The sequence below is a fragment of the Aeromonas sp. sif2416 genome (assembly GCF_019218665.1).
In the GTDB taxonomy this organism is placed as follows: domain Bacteria; phylum Pseudomonadota; class Gammaproteobacteria; order Enterobacterales; family Aeromonadaceae; genus Aeromonas; species Aeromonas encheleia.
The window spans coordinates 1-15,828 of the sequence record NZ_JAHUXC010000009.1 but is presented as its reverse complement, the minus strand read 5'-3'; the positions used below and the strand labels follow the sequence as shown (position 1 = coordinate 15,828).

At 59.6% G+C, this 15,828-nt stretch carries 12 protein-coding genes; 9 read left to right on the top strand and 3 right to left on the bottom strand.

What is annotated here, in order from left to right; translation table 11 throughout:
* Nucleotides 1-247: 247 nt before the first annotated feature.
* Entirely contained in the window at nucleotides 248-1,774 is a 1,527-nt protein-coding gene (locus KW821_RS15835; RefSeq protein WP_218292121.1) for a YfcC family protein, read from the bottom strand.
* A gap of 651 nt (nucleotides 1,775-2,425) precedes the next feature.
* Here KW821_RS15835 and KW821_RS15830 point away from each other — a divergent pair.
* On the top strand, nucleotides 2,426-4,048 hold the full coding sequence (locus KW821_RS15830; protein ID WP_218292120.1) for an acyl-CoA synthetase: 1,623 nt from the start codon (nucleotides 2,426-2,428) through the stop codon (nucleotides 4,046-4,048).
* Nucleotides 4,049-4,178: 130 nt separating this feature from the next.
* On the opposite strand, the gene KW821_RS15825 is transcribed toward KW821_RS15830, so the two are convergent.
* Together KW821_RS15825 and KW821_RS15820 are read right to left on the bottom strand one after the other, a co-directional pair.
* Nucleotides 4,179-4,493, bottom strand: coding sequence for a hypothetical protein (locus KW821_RS15825; RefSeq protein WP_218292119.1), 315 nt, complete (start codon nucleotides 4,491-4,493; stop codon nucleotides 4,179-4,181).
* Nucleotides 4,494-4,585: 92 nt separating this feature from the next.
* Complete coding sequence (locus KW821_RS15820; protein WP_218292118.1) at nucleotides 4,586-4,891, bottom strand: hypothetical protein; 306 nt, start codon at nucleotides 4,889-4,891, stop codon at nucleotides 4,586-4,588.
* Nucleotides 4,892-5,758: 867 nt separating this feature from the next.
* On the opposite strand from KW821_RS15820, the gene KW821_RS15815 reads away from it, so the two are divergent.
* The 8 genes from KW821_RS15815 to tagH all read left to right on the top strand — a co-directional run.
* Nucleotides 5,759-7,840, top strand: a complete 2,082-nt coding sequence (locus KW821_RS15815) for a Mu transposase C-terminal domain-containing protein (protein ID WP_218292117.1) — start codon at nucleotides 5,759-5,761, stop codon at nucleotides 7,838-7,840.
* Nucleotides 7,837-8,577, top strand: coding sequence for an ATP-binding protein (locus KW821_RS15810; protein ID WP_218292116.1), 741 nt, complete (start codon nucleotides 7,837-7,839; stop codon nucleotides 8,575-8,577). The genes KW821_RS15815 and KW821_RS15810 overlap by 4 nt, the downstream gene beginning before the upstream one ends.
* Before the next feature lie 883 nt (nucleotides 8,578-9,460).
* Nucleotides 9,461-9,964, top strand: coding sequence for a type VI secretion system contractile sheath small subunit (gene tssB, locus KW821_RS15805; protein ID WP_025326628.1), 504 nt, complete (start codon nucleotides 9,461-9,463; stop codon nucleotides 9,962-9,964).
* Between the two features lie 35 nt (nucleotides 9,965-9,999).
* Entirely contained in the window at nucleotides 10,000-11,478 is a 1,479-nt protein-coding gene (tssC, locus tag KW821_RS15800; protein ID WP_218292115.1) for a type VI secretion system contractile sheath large subunit, read from the top strand.
* A gap of 6 nt (nucleotides 11,479-11,484) precedes the next feature.
* Nucleotides 11,485-11,916, top strand: a complete 432-nt coding sequence (gene tssE, locus KW821_RS15795; protein WP_218292114.1) for a type VI secretion system baseplate subunit TssE — start codon at nucleotides 11,485-11,487, stop codon at nucleotides 11,914-11,916.
* 3 nt (nucleotides 11,917-11,919) lie between these two features.
* Entirely contained in the window at nucleotides 11,920-13,686 is a 1,767-nt protein-coding gene (gene tssF, locus KW821_RS15790) for a type VI secretion system baseplate subunit TssF (protein WP_218292113.1), read from the top strand.
* Nucleotides 13,650-14,648 carry a type VI secretion system baseplate subunit TssG gene (gene tssG, locus KW821_RS15785; RefSeq protein WP_218292112.1) on the top strand — a complete coding sequence of 333 codons (999 nt, stop codon included), beginning with the start codon at nucleotides 13,650-13,652 and terminating at the stop codon, nucleotides 14,646-14,648. Before tssF ends, tssG begins: the two co-directional genes overlap by 37 nt.
* A 14-nt stretch (nucleotides 14,649-14,662) precedes the next feature.
* On the top strand, nucleotides 14,663-15,828 hold a 1,166-nt coding region (gene tagH, locus KW821_RS15780; protein WP_218292111.1), incomplete at its 3' end, for a type VI secretion system-associated FHA domain protein TagH.

The window sequence follows — 15,828 nt, the reverse complement described above, 5'->3', positions numbered from 1 at the left end:
TCCTGAAATGCATCCTCTGATGCTCATCACGCTTGCGGTCATCTTGGCAGAACGCCGTGGCGGCACAAGCCGATGGCCATGCAGGCACGACAATCCCTGACTTCACCAAAAAGCCCGGCGCCGACCAGGTGTCTGACTTTGGCGACAGGGACGGAGCATGGCTGGGCAACTGCTTGAAACGTATGGGTAAGACGATAAATATGAAAGCCCCCGCAGGCGGGGGCATTGCTGTAGGGCGGGAGCAGGCTCAGATCATCATGACCTGCACCACCAGCATCAGGGCGCCAAAGCCCAGCACGAAACCCACCATGGGCAGCACGAACCTGACCCACTGGTTGAACTGGATGCCGAGCATCTGCAGGGTGACCAGCACCAGCCCGGTGGGCGCCAGGAACAGCATGGCGTATTGCCCCCAGTTGTAGGCCGACACCACTATATAACGTGGGATCATCACGGTATCGGCGAGCGGCGCCATGATGGGCATGGAGAGCACCGCCAGCCCGGAGGAGGAGGGCACCACCAGTCCCAGCAGGGTGAACACCAGCATCTCGGAGACGGCGAACACGGCGCCGTGCATGCCGGAAACCAGCTCGGAGGCGTAAGCCAGTATGGTGTCCGAGATCATCCCCTGATCCAGCACCAGGTTGACCCCGCGCGCCAGGCCGATAATGAGCGACACCGCCACCAGTTCGGAGGCGCCCTGGGTGAAGGCCTCCACCGCCTCTTTCTCCTTCAGGCCCGAGATGAAGATGATGATGATGGCAATGGTGAGGAAGGAGGCAGCCATCTGCGGGAACCACCAGCCGGCCATGGAGACGCCCCACACCATCAGCGGGAAGGCGAGAATGAACAGGGTCAGGATGATCTTGCGGCGCAGGGTGAAAGGCACCCCTTCTTCCAGAGCGCCCCCTTTCAGGAAGCGGGCACGGAAGCTGTCGCGATCCTCATAGGTATAGGAGAAGGTCGGGTTGGCCTTAATCTTCTTGCAGTACCAATGGAGGTAGGCGATGACCACCAGGGTGCCCACCAGGCAGCCGACGGCGCGAAAGCCCAGCCCCTCGGTGAAGGGGATGCCGGCCGCATTGGAGGCGATCACCACCGAGAAGGGGTTGATGGTGGAGAAGGTGGTGCCCATGGAGGCGGCGAGGAAGATGGCGCCGACGCAGACGATGGAGTCATAGCCCAGCGCCAGAAAGATGGGCACCAATATGGGATAGAAGGCGACCGCCTCTTCCTCCAGCCCGCAGGTGGTGCCCCCCAGCGCCATCACGAAGCAGACCAGGGCCACGAACATGAACTCGTTGCCCCGGGTCTTGCGCGACAGCGCCACCAGCCCGGCATTGAAGGCGCCGGTCTTGTTGATGACGCCGATCAGCCCGCCGAGCACCAGGATGAAGACGATGATGTCCGCCCCCTCTATGGTGCCCTTGACCATGTTGACCGCCACGTCGGCGAGCCCCTTGGGTGATTGGGCCAGCCGCTCATAGGTGCCAGGAATGGCAATGGGTTGGCGTATGGTGCCGCTGGTGAATTGCTCCACCCCGATATTGATGTTGAGTTTTTCCAGTTCGGCCTGAGTGGCGGGTACCCGGCTTATTTCGCCTTGTGGGCTATTCACCATCAAGGTGGCGCTGGTCGGGCTATAAGAGAGTTTTGAGTAGGCGCCCGCCGGAATTATCCAGGTGAGGGCGATGGCCAGCAACATGATCAGAAACAGAATGGTAAAGGCGGTGGGAAATTGTCTGCGTGAGTGCGTATTCGGCTCGGCACACATAAAATGCTCCTTGATAAAGCAGGTTTGGGCTCGGCGGAATATCGGGTCGATAGGGTTCCATCGTCATAGCAAGCTGTGCGCATCTCTACTGTCGATAGCGCACTCTCTGGCGAGAAATCTGGCCTGATATTGAACATCCGGTAGATTGTTTCACCGAGCAACCATAACGCTCTGAGGTGAGCATGAATACAGAAGGGCGCCTGCTTTATGGGGTGGCTCACAGAATATATTTCCTTGGGCATGGTCGTCTGTGACCATTAAGTTCTGCCTTCCCCATTTAAATAAGTCATAACTATTTCCTGGTTTTTGATGGATATAAATAACAACAAATGCCCATGTGGTAAATATGTCATAGGGAGCGCATGGGCAGCCCGGTCAATGCATATTGTTTGGGGGTTTATTCTGACCGTAAATATATGAGGCGGCATCGCCCTCGATATCATGAAAATAAATTCATCTGGTGGTGATGCCTGTCTGTGCCATTTGTCCGAGGCTGACTAAGACGTTTTGCTAATACCTGCCGCCGGTGGCCCCTGATACGCTGCCATTCCCATCAGAAACCCGCCACCGCATGATGCCAGGCGGGGTTTCCCGGCCGCGGTGCGGCCACGGCATGTCAACGCTTTGTGCCACATGTGAGGAAGGAACCCGATGACAGAGCAGAACATCTATGAGATTGGCCTCGACCAGAGCGCCGCCAATTTCGAGGCCCTGACCCCCTTGAGTTTTCTGACGCGGGCCGCCCGGGTTTATCCCGACTATCCGGCGCTGATCCACGGCCCCCTCAGTCGCACCTGGGCCGAGACCGAGCGCCGTTGTCGCCGGCTCGCCTCCGCCCTGCGCCGGCACGGGATAGGCGAGGGGGACACGGTCTCCATCATAGCGCCCAATATTCCGGAAATGTTCGAGGCCCACTTCGGGGTGCCCATGAGTGGCGCCGTGCTCAACACCATCAACACCCGGCTCGATGCCGAGTCCATGGCCTTCATCTTCCGGCATGCCCAGAGCAAGGTGCTGCTGGTGGACAGGGAGTTTGGCGCCGTGGTCGGCAAGGCGCTGGCCCTGCTCGACGCCGCGCCGCTGCTCATCGCCATCGACGATCCCCTCTATCAGCAGGGGGCGCTGGTCAGCGCGCTCGACTATGAGGCCTTCATCGCCACGGGCGATGGTGAGGAGCCCGGCTGGCTGCCGAGGGACGAGTGGCAGGCGATTTCCCTCAATTACACCTCGGGCACCACCGGCAACCCCAAGGGGGTGGTCTACCACCATCGCGGTGCCCACCTCAATGCCATCAACAACGTGCTCTCCTGGGAGATGCCCAAGCATCCCGTCTATCTGTGGACCCTGCCGATGTTCCACTGCAACGGCTGGTGCTTCCCCTGGACGATGGCGGCCACCGCCGGGGTGAGTGTCTGCCTGCGCCATGTGCAGGCAGGCGCCATCTATGAGGCCCTTCATACCCACAAGGTGAGCCACTTCTGTGCGGCCCCCATAGTGCTCAACATGCTCAATAACGCCGACGAGGCGCTCAAGCAGGGGCTGGATCACCCCATCAAGGTGATGACGGCCGGCGCGGCGCCACCGGCCACGGTGATCGCCGGCATGGAGGCGATGGGGATAGCGGTGACTCACACCTATGGCTTGACCGAGACCTATGGCCCCTGTGTGGTGTGCGAGCCCCAGCGCAACTGGCAGGGGCAGGATGCCACCGTCCTGTCGCGGCTCAAGGCGCGCCAGGGGGTGGCCTCACCGCTGCAGGGGGAGATGCGGGTCGCCAATCCCGTCAGCGGCGAGCCGGTGCCCCAGGATGGCAAGACCCTGGGGGAGATCTTCCTGCGCGGCAATGTGGTGATGAAGGGCTATCTCAAGAATCCCGCGGCCAGCGAGGAGGCGATGGCGGAAGGCTGGTTCCGCAGCGGCGATCTGGCGGTCTGGCACCCGGACGGCTACGTGGAGATCAAGGACAGATCCAAGGACATCATCATCTCGGGCGGGGAGAACATCTCCAGCCTGGAGGTGGAGGATGTGCTCTATCGCCATCCCGACGTGGACGAGGCGGCGGTGATCGCCATGCCCGATGAGAAGTGGGGGGAGGTGCCCTGCGCCTTCGTCAAGCTCAAGGAAGGCAGGGAGTTGAGCCAGGCGGAGCTGATCGCGTTCTGCCGCGAGCAGATGGCCCACTTCAAGGCCCCCAAGCGCATCATCTTCACCCCGCTGCCCAAGACCTCCACCGGCAAGGTGCAAAAATACGTGCTGCGCCAGCAGCTGGAGTGAGGCTGGTTTGCCATCAAAAACGGGCCCAGGGGCCCGTTTTTTTATCGTCGGTGCAAAGCCCGCGGCGGGCCATTGTAGCGCGGTCAGCAGGCGCTCTGCTGGGGGGAGGCAATATAGGATAAGGGACCTGTCATCCCCGAGCCGATCGGCGGGGGGATTTACCGCCCTTGATGCGCTTGCTCAGCTCCTCACACAGGCCGGTGATGAAGTAATAAAGCCCTCCCTCCTCGGTGGCCTTGGTGTATTGCGTCAAGGGTTCGATCATGCCGCTGCGAAAGGTGTCGAGGGCCTCGCGATCGTTATCTGCCTCGATGTAATCCCCCACCACCTCGAAGCCCTGCTCAAGCAGTTGCGCCTTGGCGGGCAAGAAGGAGGGGGATGACATCAGCAGGAAGGTGACGCTGGCGGGATCTTGTCCCAGGCGGAAGAACTGGTATTTGCTCATAGGGCCTCTGGCGATGGACTGTGCCGCGCCATTATCCATGGGGGCACTCCCGCTGGGCAGGCCCCATGTGCGGCGCCAAAAGGGGCCTTTGTTCAGACTCGCTTCAGTCGGCGCCTTGTCGGTTTGCCCTTGCCAAACAGCCGGGGGGCATGGAGCAGCGTATAAACAAAAGCCCCGGTGGCTGTGAAGCCGCCATAGGGGCGGCTGGGATCGGCCATGTTGAGCCGATGGGATTCGGCCGCCGCGCGGGCATCAGGGGCCAGTATGGGTTCGCCGATGACCTCGAATCCCTGTGCCAGCAAGACGGCCTTGTCTGCCAGAAAGCTGGCCGACGCCATGTCGATCAAGGTGAAGGCGGCGGGCGCCGCCGGGGTGGAGAAAACCTGAAATTTGTTCATTGAGCCTGACTTGGGGAGATGAGGGCGGTTCGCCATTATCGCCGCCAACTCAGGGGAGCGCGACTCCCTGTACAGGGGGCTGGATCATGTTCGCGGCCTGTCCTGGCACGCCAGCCCGCTCAGGCGAACGGAGCTAATCCCCGAGAAATAGGCTGAAAGGCGTCAATCCTCCCACGAGGAGGGTGGTGACGCTGGTGCATAAAAAAACGGGCCAGCGGGCCCGTTAGATGGGATCTTTTTATTCCCTCAAAGTTTGGCTGAAATTATTTACCTTACAGCGAGAATATTAAGTGGGTTTAGCCGGGTTTAGCCGGGTTTAGCCGGGTTTAAGTGGGTCTAACCCAGTTTTTAGCGAATCTAGTCGGATCAAACCGAATCATATCGAATCAACAGGGGGCGCTGAGCCCCCTGTTCTTTTGGTGTTTCTTGATTTCTGGGCATGGATTACAACGTATGCCTGTCTATTGATGGCCCCTGACGGGGGATGAAATTGTTGTCGGCAAACACCAAGGTGAGAATGAGGTACGGCCTTTCACCTGCATCGACCCCACTGCTGCCATGTAGGAGCCCGACTGCCAACAGGAAAAATCTACGCTTGCATCGCTGCCATTGTTCGCGTTATATATCGTCGTCGCTGCAAAATCAGCAACCTGGAATTGGCGTTCCGGAAATAGTAGGCGGGTACAACCGCCGCTCATGAGCGGCTTTTTTGTATCTGCAGCATGGCATGACTGTTATGGGCGGGCCGTGCGGGGGCATCTTCGGATGCGCCGGTGACTACTACCGGTACGCCAACCCTGTACGGTTCGTCCACCCTAATTGGCGTTAGGGTGTGCGGGAGTTAAAACCACTTAGTAGGATTTATCCATGCCCCACCTATCCGCTGCATTTATTCCGGCGTCATCAACGCTAACACCGCAGCTTTCCACGTGCTCTACCCCCTCCTTACCTGATATGGCTGTCTTTTCTGGTTTAGCCAGTAGCCTCGAGCTCCAGCACAAAAACCACACCAGTGGTCATCCCCATACTTCCACGGCATTTTCACATCAGCGGTCGCTGCATGACGGTTCGCTGTTGCTAGACCGCCGCGTCACCCAGCACCGTGACCAGGCCCTGTGGAAATGGCAGTTACTCCAACCCGCCCTCGCGTACCCCAAACACTCTTGTGCCCGCGGTGAGCAATTGCGCCGCCTGGCCGCCGATGCCCATCAAACCTGTGATGGCCGCCGACGTGGGGTCAGTCTCGACAGTCTCTATTCTTGGCTTTCTCGTTACGAGCAGCAGGGCGTCACCGCCCTGATGCGCCGTCCCCGTTGCGATGTCGGTCGGCATCGGGTGCGTGTCACGCGGGTATGGGACCGCGCCTGCCCGTTGTCTATTGATGTTCAGGTGTCGGTGGCGGAGCAGTTAGCTGAGCAGGTGCGCTCACTCTGGGCGGCGGGAGCGCCGGGGTATCGCACGGTGGCGGAGCTTGGCAGTGCGGTGTTGTTTGATTTGTCGGTGGCAGCGGGTTGGTCTGATGTCGCCTTGGCCGATTGCCAGCTGACCCGCCACTATGTCGAGCAGTTTCGCCGTTATGCGTTGTTGGCCATGCACGATAAGGATGCCCGGTTGTTCTTTGATACCCGAGTGCCGCGCATTCGTCGTCACCGGGAAGGGCTGCTGCCGATGGACATCATTGTCGGGGATGTGCACCCCGTTGATATCCGGCTGACCCGGGCGGACGGCAGTGTGGTGATGCCCAGGGCGATAGCCTGGCTGGATGTGGCGACCCAGCGGGTACATGTGACCTTGATACAGCTTGAGAAGGGTGAAGGGGTAAAACAGGTGCACGTGGCCCAGGCCTTTGCCGCCATGTGCAGCGCCTGGGGCTTGCCGCGCCAGCTGTATCTGGACAATGGTGCCGAGTACGGCGGGCAGGAGATGTTGGACGGCTTTGCCCAGTTGGGACGTTTGACGGGGACTACGCTGGACACGCGGCTTTCGCCGGTGGTGCGGGCCCGGCCCTATAACGCCCAGGCCAAACCCATTGAGGGAATTTTTGCGGTGCTCGAGCAGCAGGTGCTGTCGATGCTGCCGGGGTGGATTGGGGGCAACCGGATGCGCCAGAAGACCCACAATGTGGGGCGGGCACCCCATGCCTTTCCCGGTGACTGGGCGGCGTTTCATCACGCCTTTGACCAAGCGCTGGCCTATTACCATGCCCGTGCCCAACCGCGCAGTCGGCATTTGTGTGGGCAGAGCCCCCATCAGGCACTGAGTGCGGCTATCACCGCAGGCTGGGCGGGCGCCCCCCAGGTTGACCCGCAGGTGCTGCAAGTGGCGTTTGCCAGTGAAGAGACCCGGCAGGTGCAAGCCGGTGGCTATGTCAGCGTGAACGGCAAGACCTACTTTGCCGACGCGCTTATCCCACACACCGGGGAGCGCTTACCGGTACGCTTTACCAAGTGGGATACGGACAGGTTATTTGTGTTTGATGAACAGCACCAGCTCATTGGCATTGCGCAAGAGGCTCACACGTTTGCCTTCTTCGGCGCGGAAGGGGCAAGGGCGCAGTCCGCGCGTGCCAAGCTGCTGACACGGCATGTGCGAGACCTGCGCGCCAACACCGTGCGGCTGGATTTGGAGCAGGCGATGCAGCGGCGGACCGAATTGGCAGACTCTGCCCCGGAGGTCCCACGCGGGCCGCGCGTTACGCTCAATGCCAGCATGAAGAGCATGCTGCAGGCGGTCAATGTCCAACAGCATACCCAGGCCCAGCAAACGGTGCACCGCTCGTCGCTGAGTCCATCCCTCAGCGCATCGCCCATCCCCTCCCAATGGCAGACGCCCCCCAATGCCTGGCTGCCAGAGCAGGTTGTATCGAAGGGAACCAGGTATGACGATGAGGCTGATATCGATGCCGATATCGATGACACCTCAGTGTGTCAGCCCGGGGGTGACCAATGAACGCCGTTATCGAAACCGTGGCGGTGCAACAGGCCCTGGTGCTGGCACACACTTTATTGAGCGAGCCAAACAACCGGGTCGGCAAAATCGATGGCAAGCCGGGCACCGGTAAAAGCACCATCGCCCACTACTTGGTCAAACAGTTGAACGCGGTGCGGGTGTGCGCCTATCAGGGCATGTCGACCAAATCCCTGATGATGGACTTGTGTGTCGCACTGGGACTGGACCCCACGAGTGGCACCGCGGCCACCCAGATAGCCCGGCTGCGCGCGCATGTGCGCAACCGCCTGGTGATAGTGGATGAAGCCAACCACCTGAAATGGCCCCAGCTTGAAGGCTTGCGCTTTTTGGCAGACGAGGCAGGCATGGCGTTGCTGCTGATGGGGACGGATTTGATGAACCGGCAGTTTCGCACGCCACAGACCGGGGTGTACCTGGCCCAGCTGGCCTCACGCATTGGTGCCAAGACCTTGCACCTGACACGGATGCGGCGCATTGATGAAGGCCAAGCCTATGTGCTGCAACCACTGTTTGGGCAAGTCGAGCGGGTGGTGGCCAAGCGCTTCATGCAGGTGAGCCAGGGCTACTGGCGCGACAGCCTGGAGCTGGCCCGCGCCTGCCAGCGACTGATGGCGCCGCACGGGCTGACGCATCTAACTATCGAGGTCATCGACACCGCTGCGCAGTGGATGGCAGAAGGGCGGCGAGCATCAACACAGCTCAGCACGGCACAATGACTCAAATCCGAACCGTGAAACGTGACCGCGATTTTTATTACATCTTGCACGATGTCAGCCCACATTCAGTGTCGCTGAACTAATATCTGCACACAGATTGCAATCTTTCGTGGTTCCAACGCTGTAGCTTGTGTAAGACCTGTGTTTTTTATCTCTTTATCTCTGTTTCAGCGCCCATTTATGGACGCTGTTTTTTTATAATCAGCAGTTGCAAGTCAGTTTTTTTCTGTCGCTTTATAATGGTTGCGATCGAGCCCTTTCAGGGGCTCATTATTTTTTGCTCATCGCTCATTGAATCGCCGCGTACTGAAAGTACGTCCTTGCCAATTTTATAGTTAACGAATTCAACACTAAAGAAACTAACAGGTGTGACATGTCTACGATGAACGATGCCCAACTTGCTCGCCTAGATCACGCTAGGCTACTACATGAAGCCATCGAAAATTGGCACCCAGGCCGCCCCCGGCGCTGGCTTGCCAAATTCGGCAATTTGCATGCCGAAGCACACAACCCTCTGGCTGAACAGTATCGTACATTGCGGCACGAAGCTGAGCGCGCATTGGGCCGACCTCACATAAAAAACGCTAATGGCTTGGCATCATATTCATTGCATCTTGAACTGTGATGTTCAAAACGAAATACAAAGATGTATTTTATATGCGCGTTTGTTGATTGTCGTTAGCGTCATCTATTTAAATATTGGAAATGCATATTACATGCCCTTTATCGTTCATCCCATCACCACTCTAGATGCTTATATTTGCCAAAAAAATAGACTGTGAAAATACATTAAAAGTGTATTTATATGCTCTCTGGTTAAGTTCACATACATGGTTCCTCCTCTATTTTAACTTTAAGGTTTCACATAGATGGTTCAAATAGTATGGGAAAAGGAATTGACGGCGCCACTGTTGCGCCCAAAGAGCGTATTAATATCAAATATGTGCCAGCAACCGGCGGTCAGCAGGCGGAAATAGAGCTGCCGTTGACCATGATGGTAGTTGGCAACATGAAGGGACGTACGGAGGAGACCCCCATCGAGGAGCGTCAGACCGTGTCCATCGACAAGAATAATTTTTCTTCTGTCATGAAAGAATCTGCACTGGAGCTGAAGTTTTCCGTTCCCAATCGTCTGGAAGAAAACAGCCAGGACGAGTTGCCCGTGTCGATCAAGATCCAGTCTCTGGAAGACTTCACCCCTGACAGCGTAGCCCAGCAGGTTCCCGAGCTGCGCAAGCTGCTGGAACTGCGTGAGGCCCTGGTTGCCCTGAAAGGACCCCTGGGAAATATCCCGTCCTTCCGCAATCGTTTGCAGGATCTGCTGTCCAGTGACGAGGCTCGCGAGCAACTGCTCAAGGAGCTGGATCTGATTAAGCCTGCCGAGTGATCGCAGATTAATTGACTGATTGATAAGGAAAAAATATGTCTCTGGTCGAAGAACAGGTTAAAGCGGGGGCAAGCGCGGCCCCTTCGTCCTTACTGGACGAAATCATGGCACAGGCGCGCATCACCCCGGTCGATGAGGGTTACAGTGTCGCCAAACAGGGCGTCGCCGCCCTGATCGCCAACATTCTGGACAGCGGCACCACTTCAGATCCGGTCAATAAGGCGCTGGTGGACAGCATGATTGTCGAGCTCGACAAGAAGCTGAGCAAGCAGATGGACGTCATCCTGCATGCCAAAGAGGTGCAGGAGCTGGAGTCTTCCTGGCGCTCGCTCAAGCTGCTGGTGGATCGCACCGATTTTCGTGAAAACATCAAGATCCAGGTGCTGCATGCGACCAAGGAAGAGCTGCTGGAAGATTTTGAGTTCTCTCCCGAGATCACCCAGTCTGGTCTCTACAAGCATGTCTACTCGACCGGCTACGGTCAGTTTGGTGGTCAGCCCATCGGCACCGTGATCGGCGACTACGCCTTCACCCACAGCTCCCCCGACATCAAGTTGATGCAATACGTCAGCGCGGTCGGTGCCATGGCACACGCCCCCTTCATCTCCTCCGTCGCCCCGGCCTTCTTTGGCGTGGACAGCTTCACCGATCTGCCGTCCATCAAGGATCTCAAGTCGGTCTTCGAAGGCCCGGCCTACACCAAGTGGCGTTCGCTGCGTGAATCGGAAGATGCCCGCTATCTGGGGCTGACCGCACCGCGTTTCCTGGCCCGTCTGCCTTATGATCCGACCGAGAACCCTATCAAGGGCTTCAACTATCAGGAAGACATCAGCTCGGATCACGATCACTACCTCTGGGGCAACACCGCCTACCTGATGGGGACCTCCCTGACCGACAGCTTCGCCAAGTACCGCTGGTGCCCGAACATCATCGGTCCCCAGAGCGGTGGTGCAATCCAGGATCTGCCGGTGCATGTCTATGAGGCCATGGGCCAGCTGCAGGCGAAGATCCCGACCGAGGTGCTGATCACCGATCGTCGTGAATATGAGCTGTCGGAAGAGGGCTTCATCACCCTGACCATGCGCAAAGACAGCGACAATGCGGCTTTCTTCTCCGCCAACTCGGTGCAAAAGCCCAAGGTGTTCCCGAACACCAAGGAAGGCAAGGAAGCGGAAACCAACTACAAACTGGGTACCCAGCTGCCCTACATGTTCATCATCAATCGCCTGGCCCACTACATCAAGGTGTTGCAGCGCGAGCAGATCGGCTCCTGGAAGGAGCGTCAGGATCTTGAGCGTGAACTGAACGGCTGGATCAAGCAGTACGTGGCCGATCAGGAAAACCCGCCGGCAGACGTGCGTAGCCGCCGCCCGCTGCGTGCCGCCCAGATCAAGGTGCTGGACGTGGAAGGCGAGCCGGGCTGGTATCAGGTCGCCATGGCCGTGCGCCCGCACTTCAAGTACATGGGCGCCAGCTTCGAGCTGTCTCTGGTGGGTCGTCTGGACAAGGAATAATGCCCGATGCCGTATCTCTCTTCCTGGGATAGAGGACATGCGGCCAGTCTGTTTGACAGGATCCGGGGGGAGGGGCTGGCCTCTTCCCCCCAATCGGACGTTGAGGAGCTGATCGATTCGGTCAAACGACAGCTCGATCAGATCCTCAACACCCGTCCCGGTAATTGTCGCAGTGCCCCCGAGCTGGGTGTCATCGATCTCAATGACGCCACTCAGGGCAGTGCCGACATCAAGGGGCGGATCCGTGAGGCGATCCGGCAATGCATCCGTCGCTATGAGCCGCGGATCATTCACGTGGATGTCCGTTCACCCGACTATCAATCGAGCCCGCTCGAGATGTCGTTTCAGGTGACGGCACACGTGAGACTGGATCACATCGAACAGGTTACCTCGTTCAACGTCCATATGGACAGCCACCGTCACTACCGCATGGTCTGATCAATGTCGCTGGAACATTACTTCAGGGATGAACTGGCATTTTTGCGCCTGCAAGGGCGCGAATTTGCCGATGCCTATCCCGAACTCACCCGTTTCCTGTCGGAGCAAAATACCGATCCGGACGTGGAGCGCCTGCTGGAAGGCTTCGCGTTTCTCACCGGCAATCTGCGCGCCAAGATCGAGGATGAGTTCCCCGAGCTGACCCACGGTCTGCTCAATATGCTCTGGCCCAACTATTTGCGCCCCGTGCCCAGCATGACCATCATGCAGTTCTCGGTCATTCCGGGCGCCATCACCCAGCCGGCGCTGGTCAAGCAGGGTTGTCAACTCGACAGCTTGCCCATCAACGAGGTGACCTGTCACTTCCAGACCAGCCACGATGCCTGGATCTACCCGGCCGATATCCGTCATATCGCCTCTCAGAGTGGCAACGATCTCTCCACCATTTCGCTGGATATCGCCCTGCATGCCCCCTTGCCATTGAGCGAACTGCAGCTGGACAAGCTGCGTTTCTTCCTCGGTGGCGACAGCTATACCGCCTATGAGCTCTATTTCTGGCTCTCCAACCAGCTCTCTCATATCGAGCTGGAGGTCGACGGCAAACGCTTTCGCCAGGAGGCCAAGGCACTCAAGCCCATCGGCTTCGAGCGCGACGACGCGCTGCTGCCCTATCCGAACAACGTCTATTCCGGCTACCGGATCCTGCAGGAGTATTTCTGCTTCCCGGAGAGTTTCCTGTTCTTCGAACTTTCCGGCGGCGACTGGCCGAAGCAACCCCTGCCGGTCAGCGAATTCAAGATCCACTTCTGTTTCGACCGGCCCCTGCCGGCGGAGCTCAAGATCCGACCCGACTCCTTCATGCTCAACTGCGTGCCGGCCATCAACCTGTTCCAGCACGACAGTGAGCCGGTCAACCTCAACGGCCGCCAGGCCGAGTACCCCCTCAAGGCGAGTTACCGCCACGCGGACAGCTTCGAGATCTTCTCGGTCGACGAGGTCGAGGGCTGGGTCGAGGGCAACCTGGGCCGCTCCCGCGGCACGCCGCGCATCTATCAGCCGTTCGAGAGTTTCCAGCACCAGATCGAGCGGGCCAAGCACCGCCTGGCGCTCTACTACCGGGTGCGGGTCAGGGAGGCGGTCAGTGGCGACGGCTTCGAGCACCAGCTCTCCTTCGTGCGGGGGGACGAGACCACCACCGTCGATCTCGATGAATCCATCTCGGTCACCCTGACCTGCACCAACCGTTCCCGCGCCGCCGCCCTCAAGGTCGGCAACATCTGCGTGCCGACCGGCAGTTCGCCCTCGTTTGCCACCTTCCGCAATCTGATCCGGCCGACCCGGCCATTGCGCCCGGCACTGGATGGCAGCCTGCACTGGACCCTCATCTCCAACCTGTCCCTCAACTATGTCTCCCTGCTGCGTCGCGATGCCCTGGTGCAGGTATTGCGCACCTATGACTTCCCAGCGCTGCACGACAAGCAGGCCGAGCAGGCCTCGCGCAAGCGGTTGGCGGGGATCGAGGAGATCGAGACCACCCCGGTCGACCGGCTGGTGCGCGGCATGCCGGTGCGCGGACTCAAGTCTGTGCTCTCCATCCGCCAGTCCGCCTTTGGCAGCGAGGGGGAGCTCTACCTGTTCAGCACAGTGCTGGCTCACTTCTTCTCGCTGTATGCCAGCGTCAATGCCTTCCACCTGCTTGAGGTGGTCAATCTCGACAACAAGGAGCGTTACCTGTGGCCAGTCCAGATCGGTCAGCACTCCCTGATGTGACGTCCGCCAGGGACGCCCCCCGCTTCAATTTCTTCCAGCTGGTCGAGTTGCTCAACCGGCTGGACGGCACCGATCAGGAGCGGGGGCTCGATCATCTGCCGGGCGATGAAGGGATCCGTTTCAAGGCGACCGCCTCCCTCGGCTTCCCCACCAGCGACGTGCTGCAGATAGGCCGCGATGGCAAGGGGCGTCATGAGCTGGAGGTGGCCTTCCTCGGCCTGCATGGCAGCCAGTCTCCCATGCCCGGCTATTACTTGGACTCGCTGGCCTGGGAGTACGCCCAGGGCGAGCAGAAGCTCGGCCTGTTTCTGGACTTCTTCCATCACCGCCTGCTGACCCTGTTGCACCGGATCTGGCGCAAGTATCGCTATCACGTGCGCTTTCAGGACAACGGCGAAGATGGTTTCTCCCGTCTGATGTTCGCCCTGGTGGGGCTGGGTAACGAGGCGGTCTGCCGCAGCCTGCCGGTCAACCGCGCCAAGATGCTCTCCTACGCCGGCATGCTGGCCAGCCCCAGCCGCTCCCCCGAGGTGGTGGCCGGCCTGGTGGCGCACTGTTTCGATCTGGCGGATGTGACGGTCAGCGCCTGGCAGTGGCGCCGGGTATCCATCCATCAGGATCAGCAAAACCGCCTGGGCAGTGTCTGCGCCACCCTAGGGGATGACTTCGTCATCGGCGACAAGGTGAACGACTGTGCGGGCAAGTTTTTATTGAAGATCAACAATCTGAGTTTTGGGCAGTTTCTCGGGTTTCTCCCGAACGGAGAGCATTTCCACGCCCTGGTGACCTTTGTCTCCTTCATCCTGCGTGACCAATTGGCCTGGGATCTGCGACTTGGCTTCGGCCAGGATCAGGCCAAAGGACTGAGGTTGGGGGAGGAGCAGAGTGCGCGCCTGGGCTGGAGTACCTTTCTCAGCCAGCCGCCGAGTGACCCGTTCGTGACCATTTGTGTGCAGGAATAAGTGCAGGAGTGAATGTGGACGACTTTAACCAGCAACTTTCCCTGGTGGTGCTCAACAGCGAGCAGCTCGATGGCAACCAGCAGGTGCAATACCGCTTCGATGAGATGGGCGGCTCCCTCGGGGCCTCCGAACAGGATGACTGGCAGCTGCGCGACAGGTTGGGGGCGGTTATGCCGGCCCACGCCAGGATCGAGCTCCATGACGGTCGCTTCTGCCTGTGCGATCTGAGCGGTCAGACCTATATCAACGGTGCGACCTCGCCCATCGGGCGGGCCCGCAAGGTGCAGCTGAAGCAGGGGGACGAGCTGATCGTCGGTCCGTTCCGGCTGCGCGCCTACCTGGGGGCCATCTCGGCCGAGCAGAGCCTGCAGCAGGTGCTGGGCAATCGTCCCTCCGAGCAACTGGACGAGTGGCTGAGCGGGGAGGTGCACCGGCCGAGCCAGGACGATCCGCGCGCCCTGGCCGTCGATCCCTTGCTGGCGCTGCAGCATGAGCGCTCTGCCCTGACGCCGCTGGTCGATCCCCGTCGCCAGAGTGACTTCCACCTGCAAGCGGATATGGAACATCCGTCCCTGTCCCCCTTTTCTGCCGTCGAGAACACCATGAACCAAGAATTTCTGGATATGCCCACCATCGAGAACCGTCCCGATTACGCCCATCCGCTGGCGGGGGTCGATCACGTCGCCCTGACGCCCTTGATGCGCGGGCTGGGTCAGCCGTTGCAGTTGCAAGATACCCAGCAGGCCCACGACATGCTCGAAGAGATGGGCAAGACGGTGCGCGCCATGGTGGAGGGCTTGCTGAAACTGCAAAGCGATCAGGTGGCGCTGGCGGACCGGCACCTGCGCCCCATCGAGGACAACCCGCTGCGGCTCGGGCTCGACTATGACGAGACCCTGGCGGTGATGTTTGCCGAGCAGAAGAGCCCGGTGCACCTGACCGCCCCGGCGGCGGTGGCCGAGAGCCTGCGCAATGTACGCATCCATCACGTCGCGAACCAGCAGGCCATAGGCGCAGCGCTCGACAGCATACTGCAGGCCTTCTCGCCGGATGCGCTGCTCGGCCGCTTCGAGCACTACCGCCGCACCGGTACCCCGGGCATGGCCGACGAGGGCTGGGCCTGGAACATGTACCAGCACTACTACCGCGAGCTCACCTCTGCCCGCCAGCAAGGGTTCGA

Coding starts and splice junctions, on each gene's coding strand:
- KW821_RS15835 (WP_218292121.1), bottom strand. CDS start 1,774: ATGTGTGCCGAGCCGAATACGCACTCACGCAGACAATTTCCCACCGCC.
- KW821_RS15830 (WP_218292120.1), top strand. CDS start 2,426: ATGACAGAGCAGAACATCTATGAGATTGGCCTCGACCAGAGCGCCGCC.
- KW821_RS15825 (WP_218292119.1), bottom strand. CDS start 4,493: ATGAGCAAATACCAGTTCTTCCGCCTGGGACAAGATCCCGCCAGCGTC.
- KW821_RS15820 (WP_218292118.1), bottom strand. CDS start 4,891: ATGAACAAATTTCAGGTTTTCTCCACCCCGGCGGCGCCCGCCGCCTTC.
- KW821_RS15815 (WP_218292117.1), top strand. CDS start 5,759: ATGCCCCACCTATCCGCTGCATTTATTCCGGCGTCATCAACGCTAACA.
- KW821_RS15810 (WP_218292116.1), top strand. CDS start 7,837: ATGAACGCCGTTATCGAAACCGTGGCGGTGCAACAGGCCCTGGTGCTG.
- tssB (WP_025326628.1), top strand. CDS start 9,461: ATGGGAAAAGGAATTGACGGCGCCACTGTTGCGCCCAAAGAGCGTATT.
- tssC (WP_218292115.1), top strand. CDS start 10,000: ATGTCTCTGGTCGAAGAACAGGTTAAAGCGGGGGCAAGCGCGGCCCCT.
- tssE (WP_218292114.1), top strand. CDS start 11,485: ATGCCGTATCTCTCTTCCTGGGATAGAGGACATGCGGCCAGTCTGTTT.
- tssF (WP_218292113.1), top strand. CDS start 11,920: ATGTCGCTGGAACATTACTTCAGGGATGAACTGGCATTTTTGCGCCTG.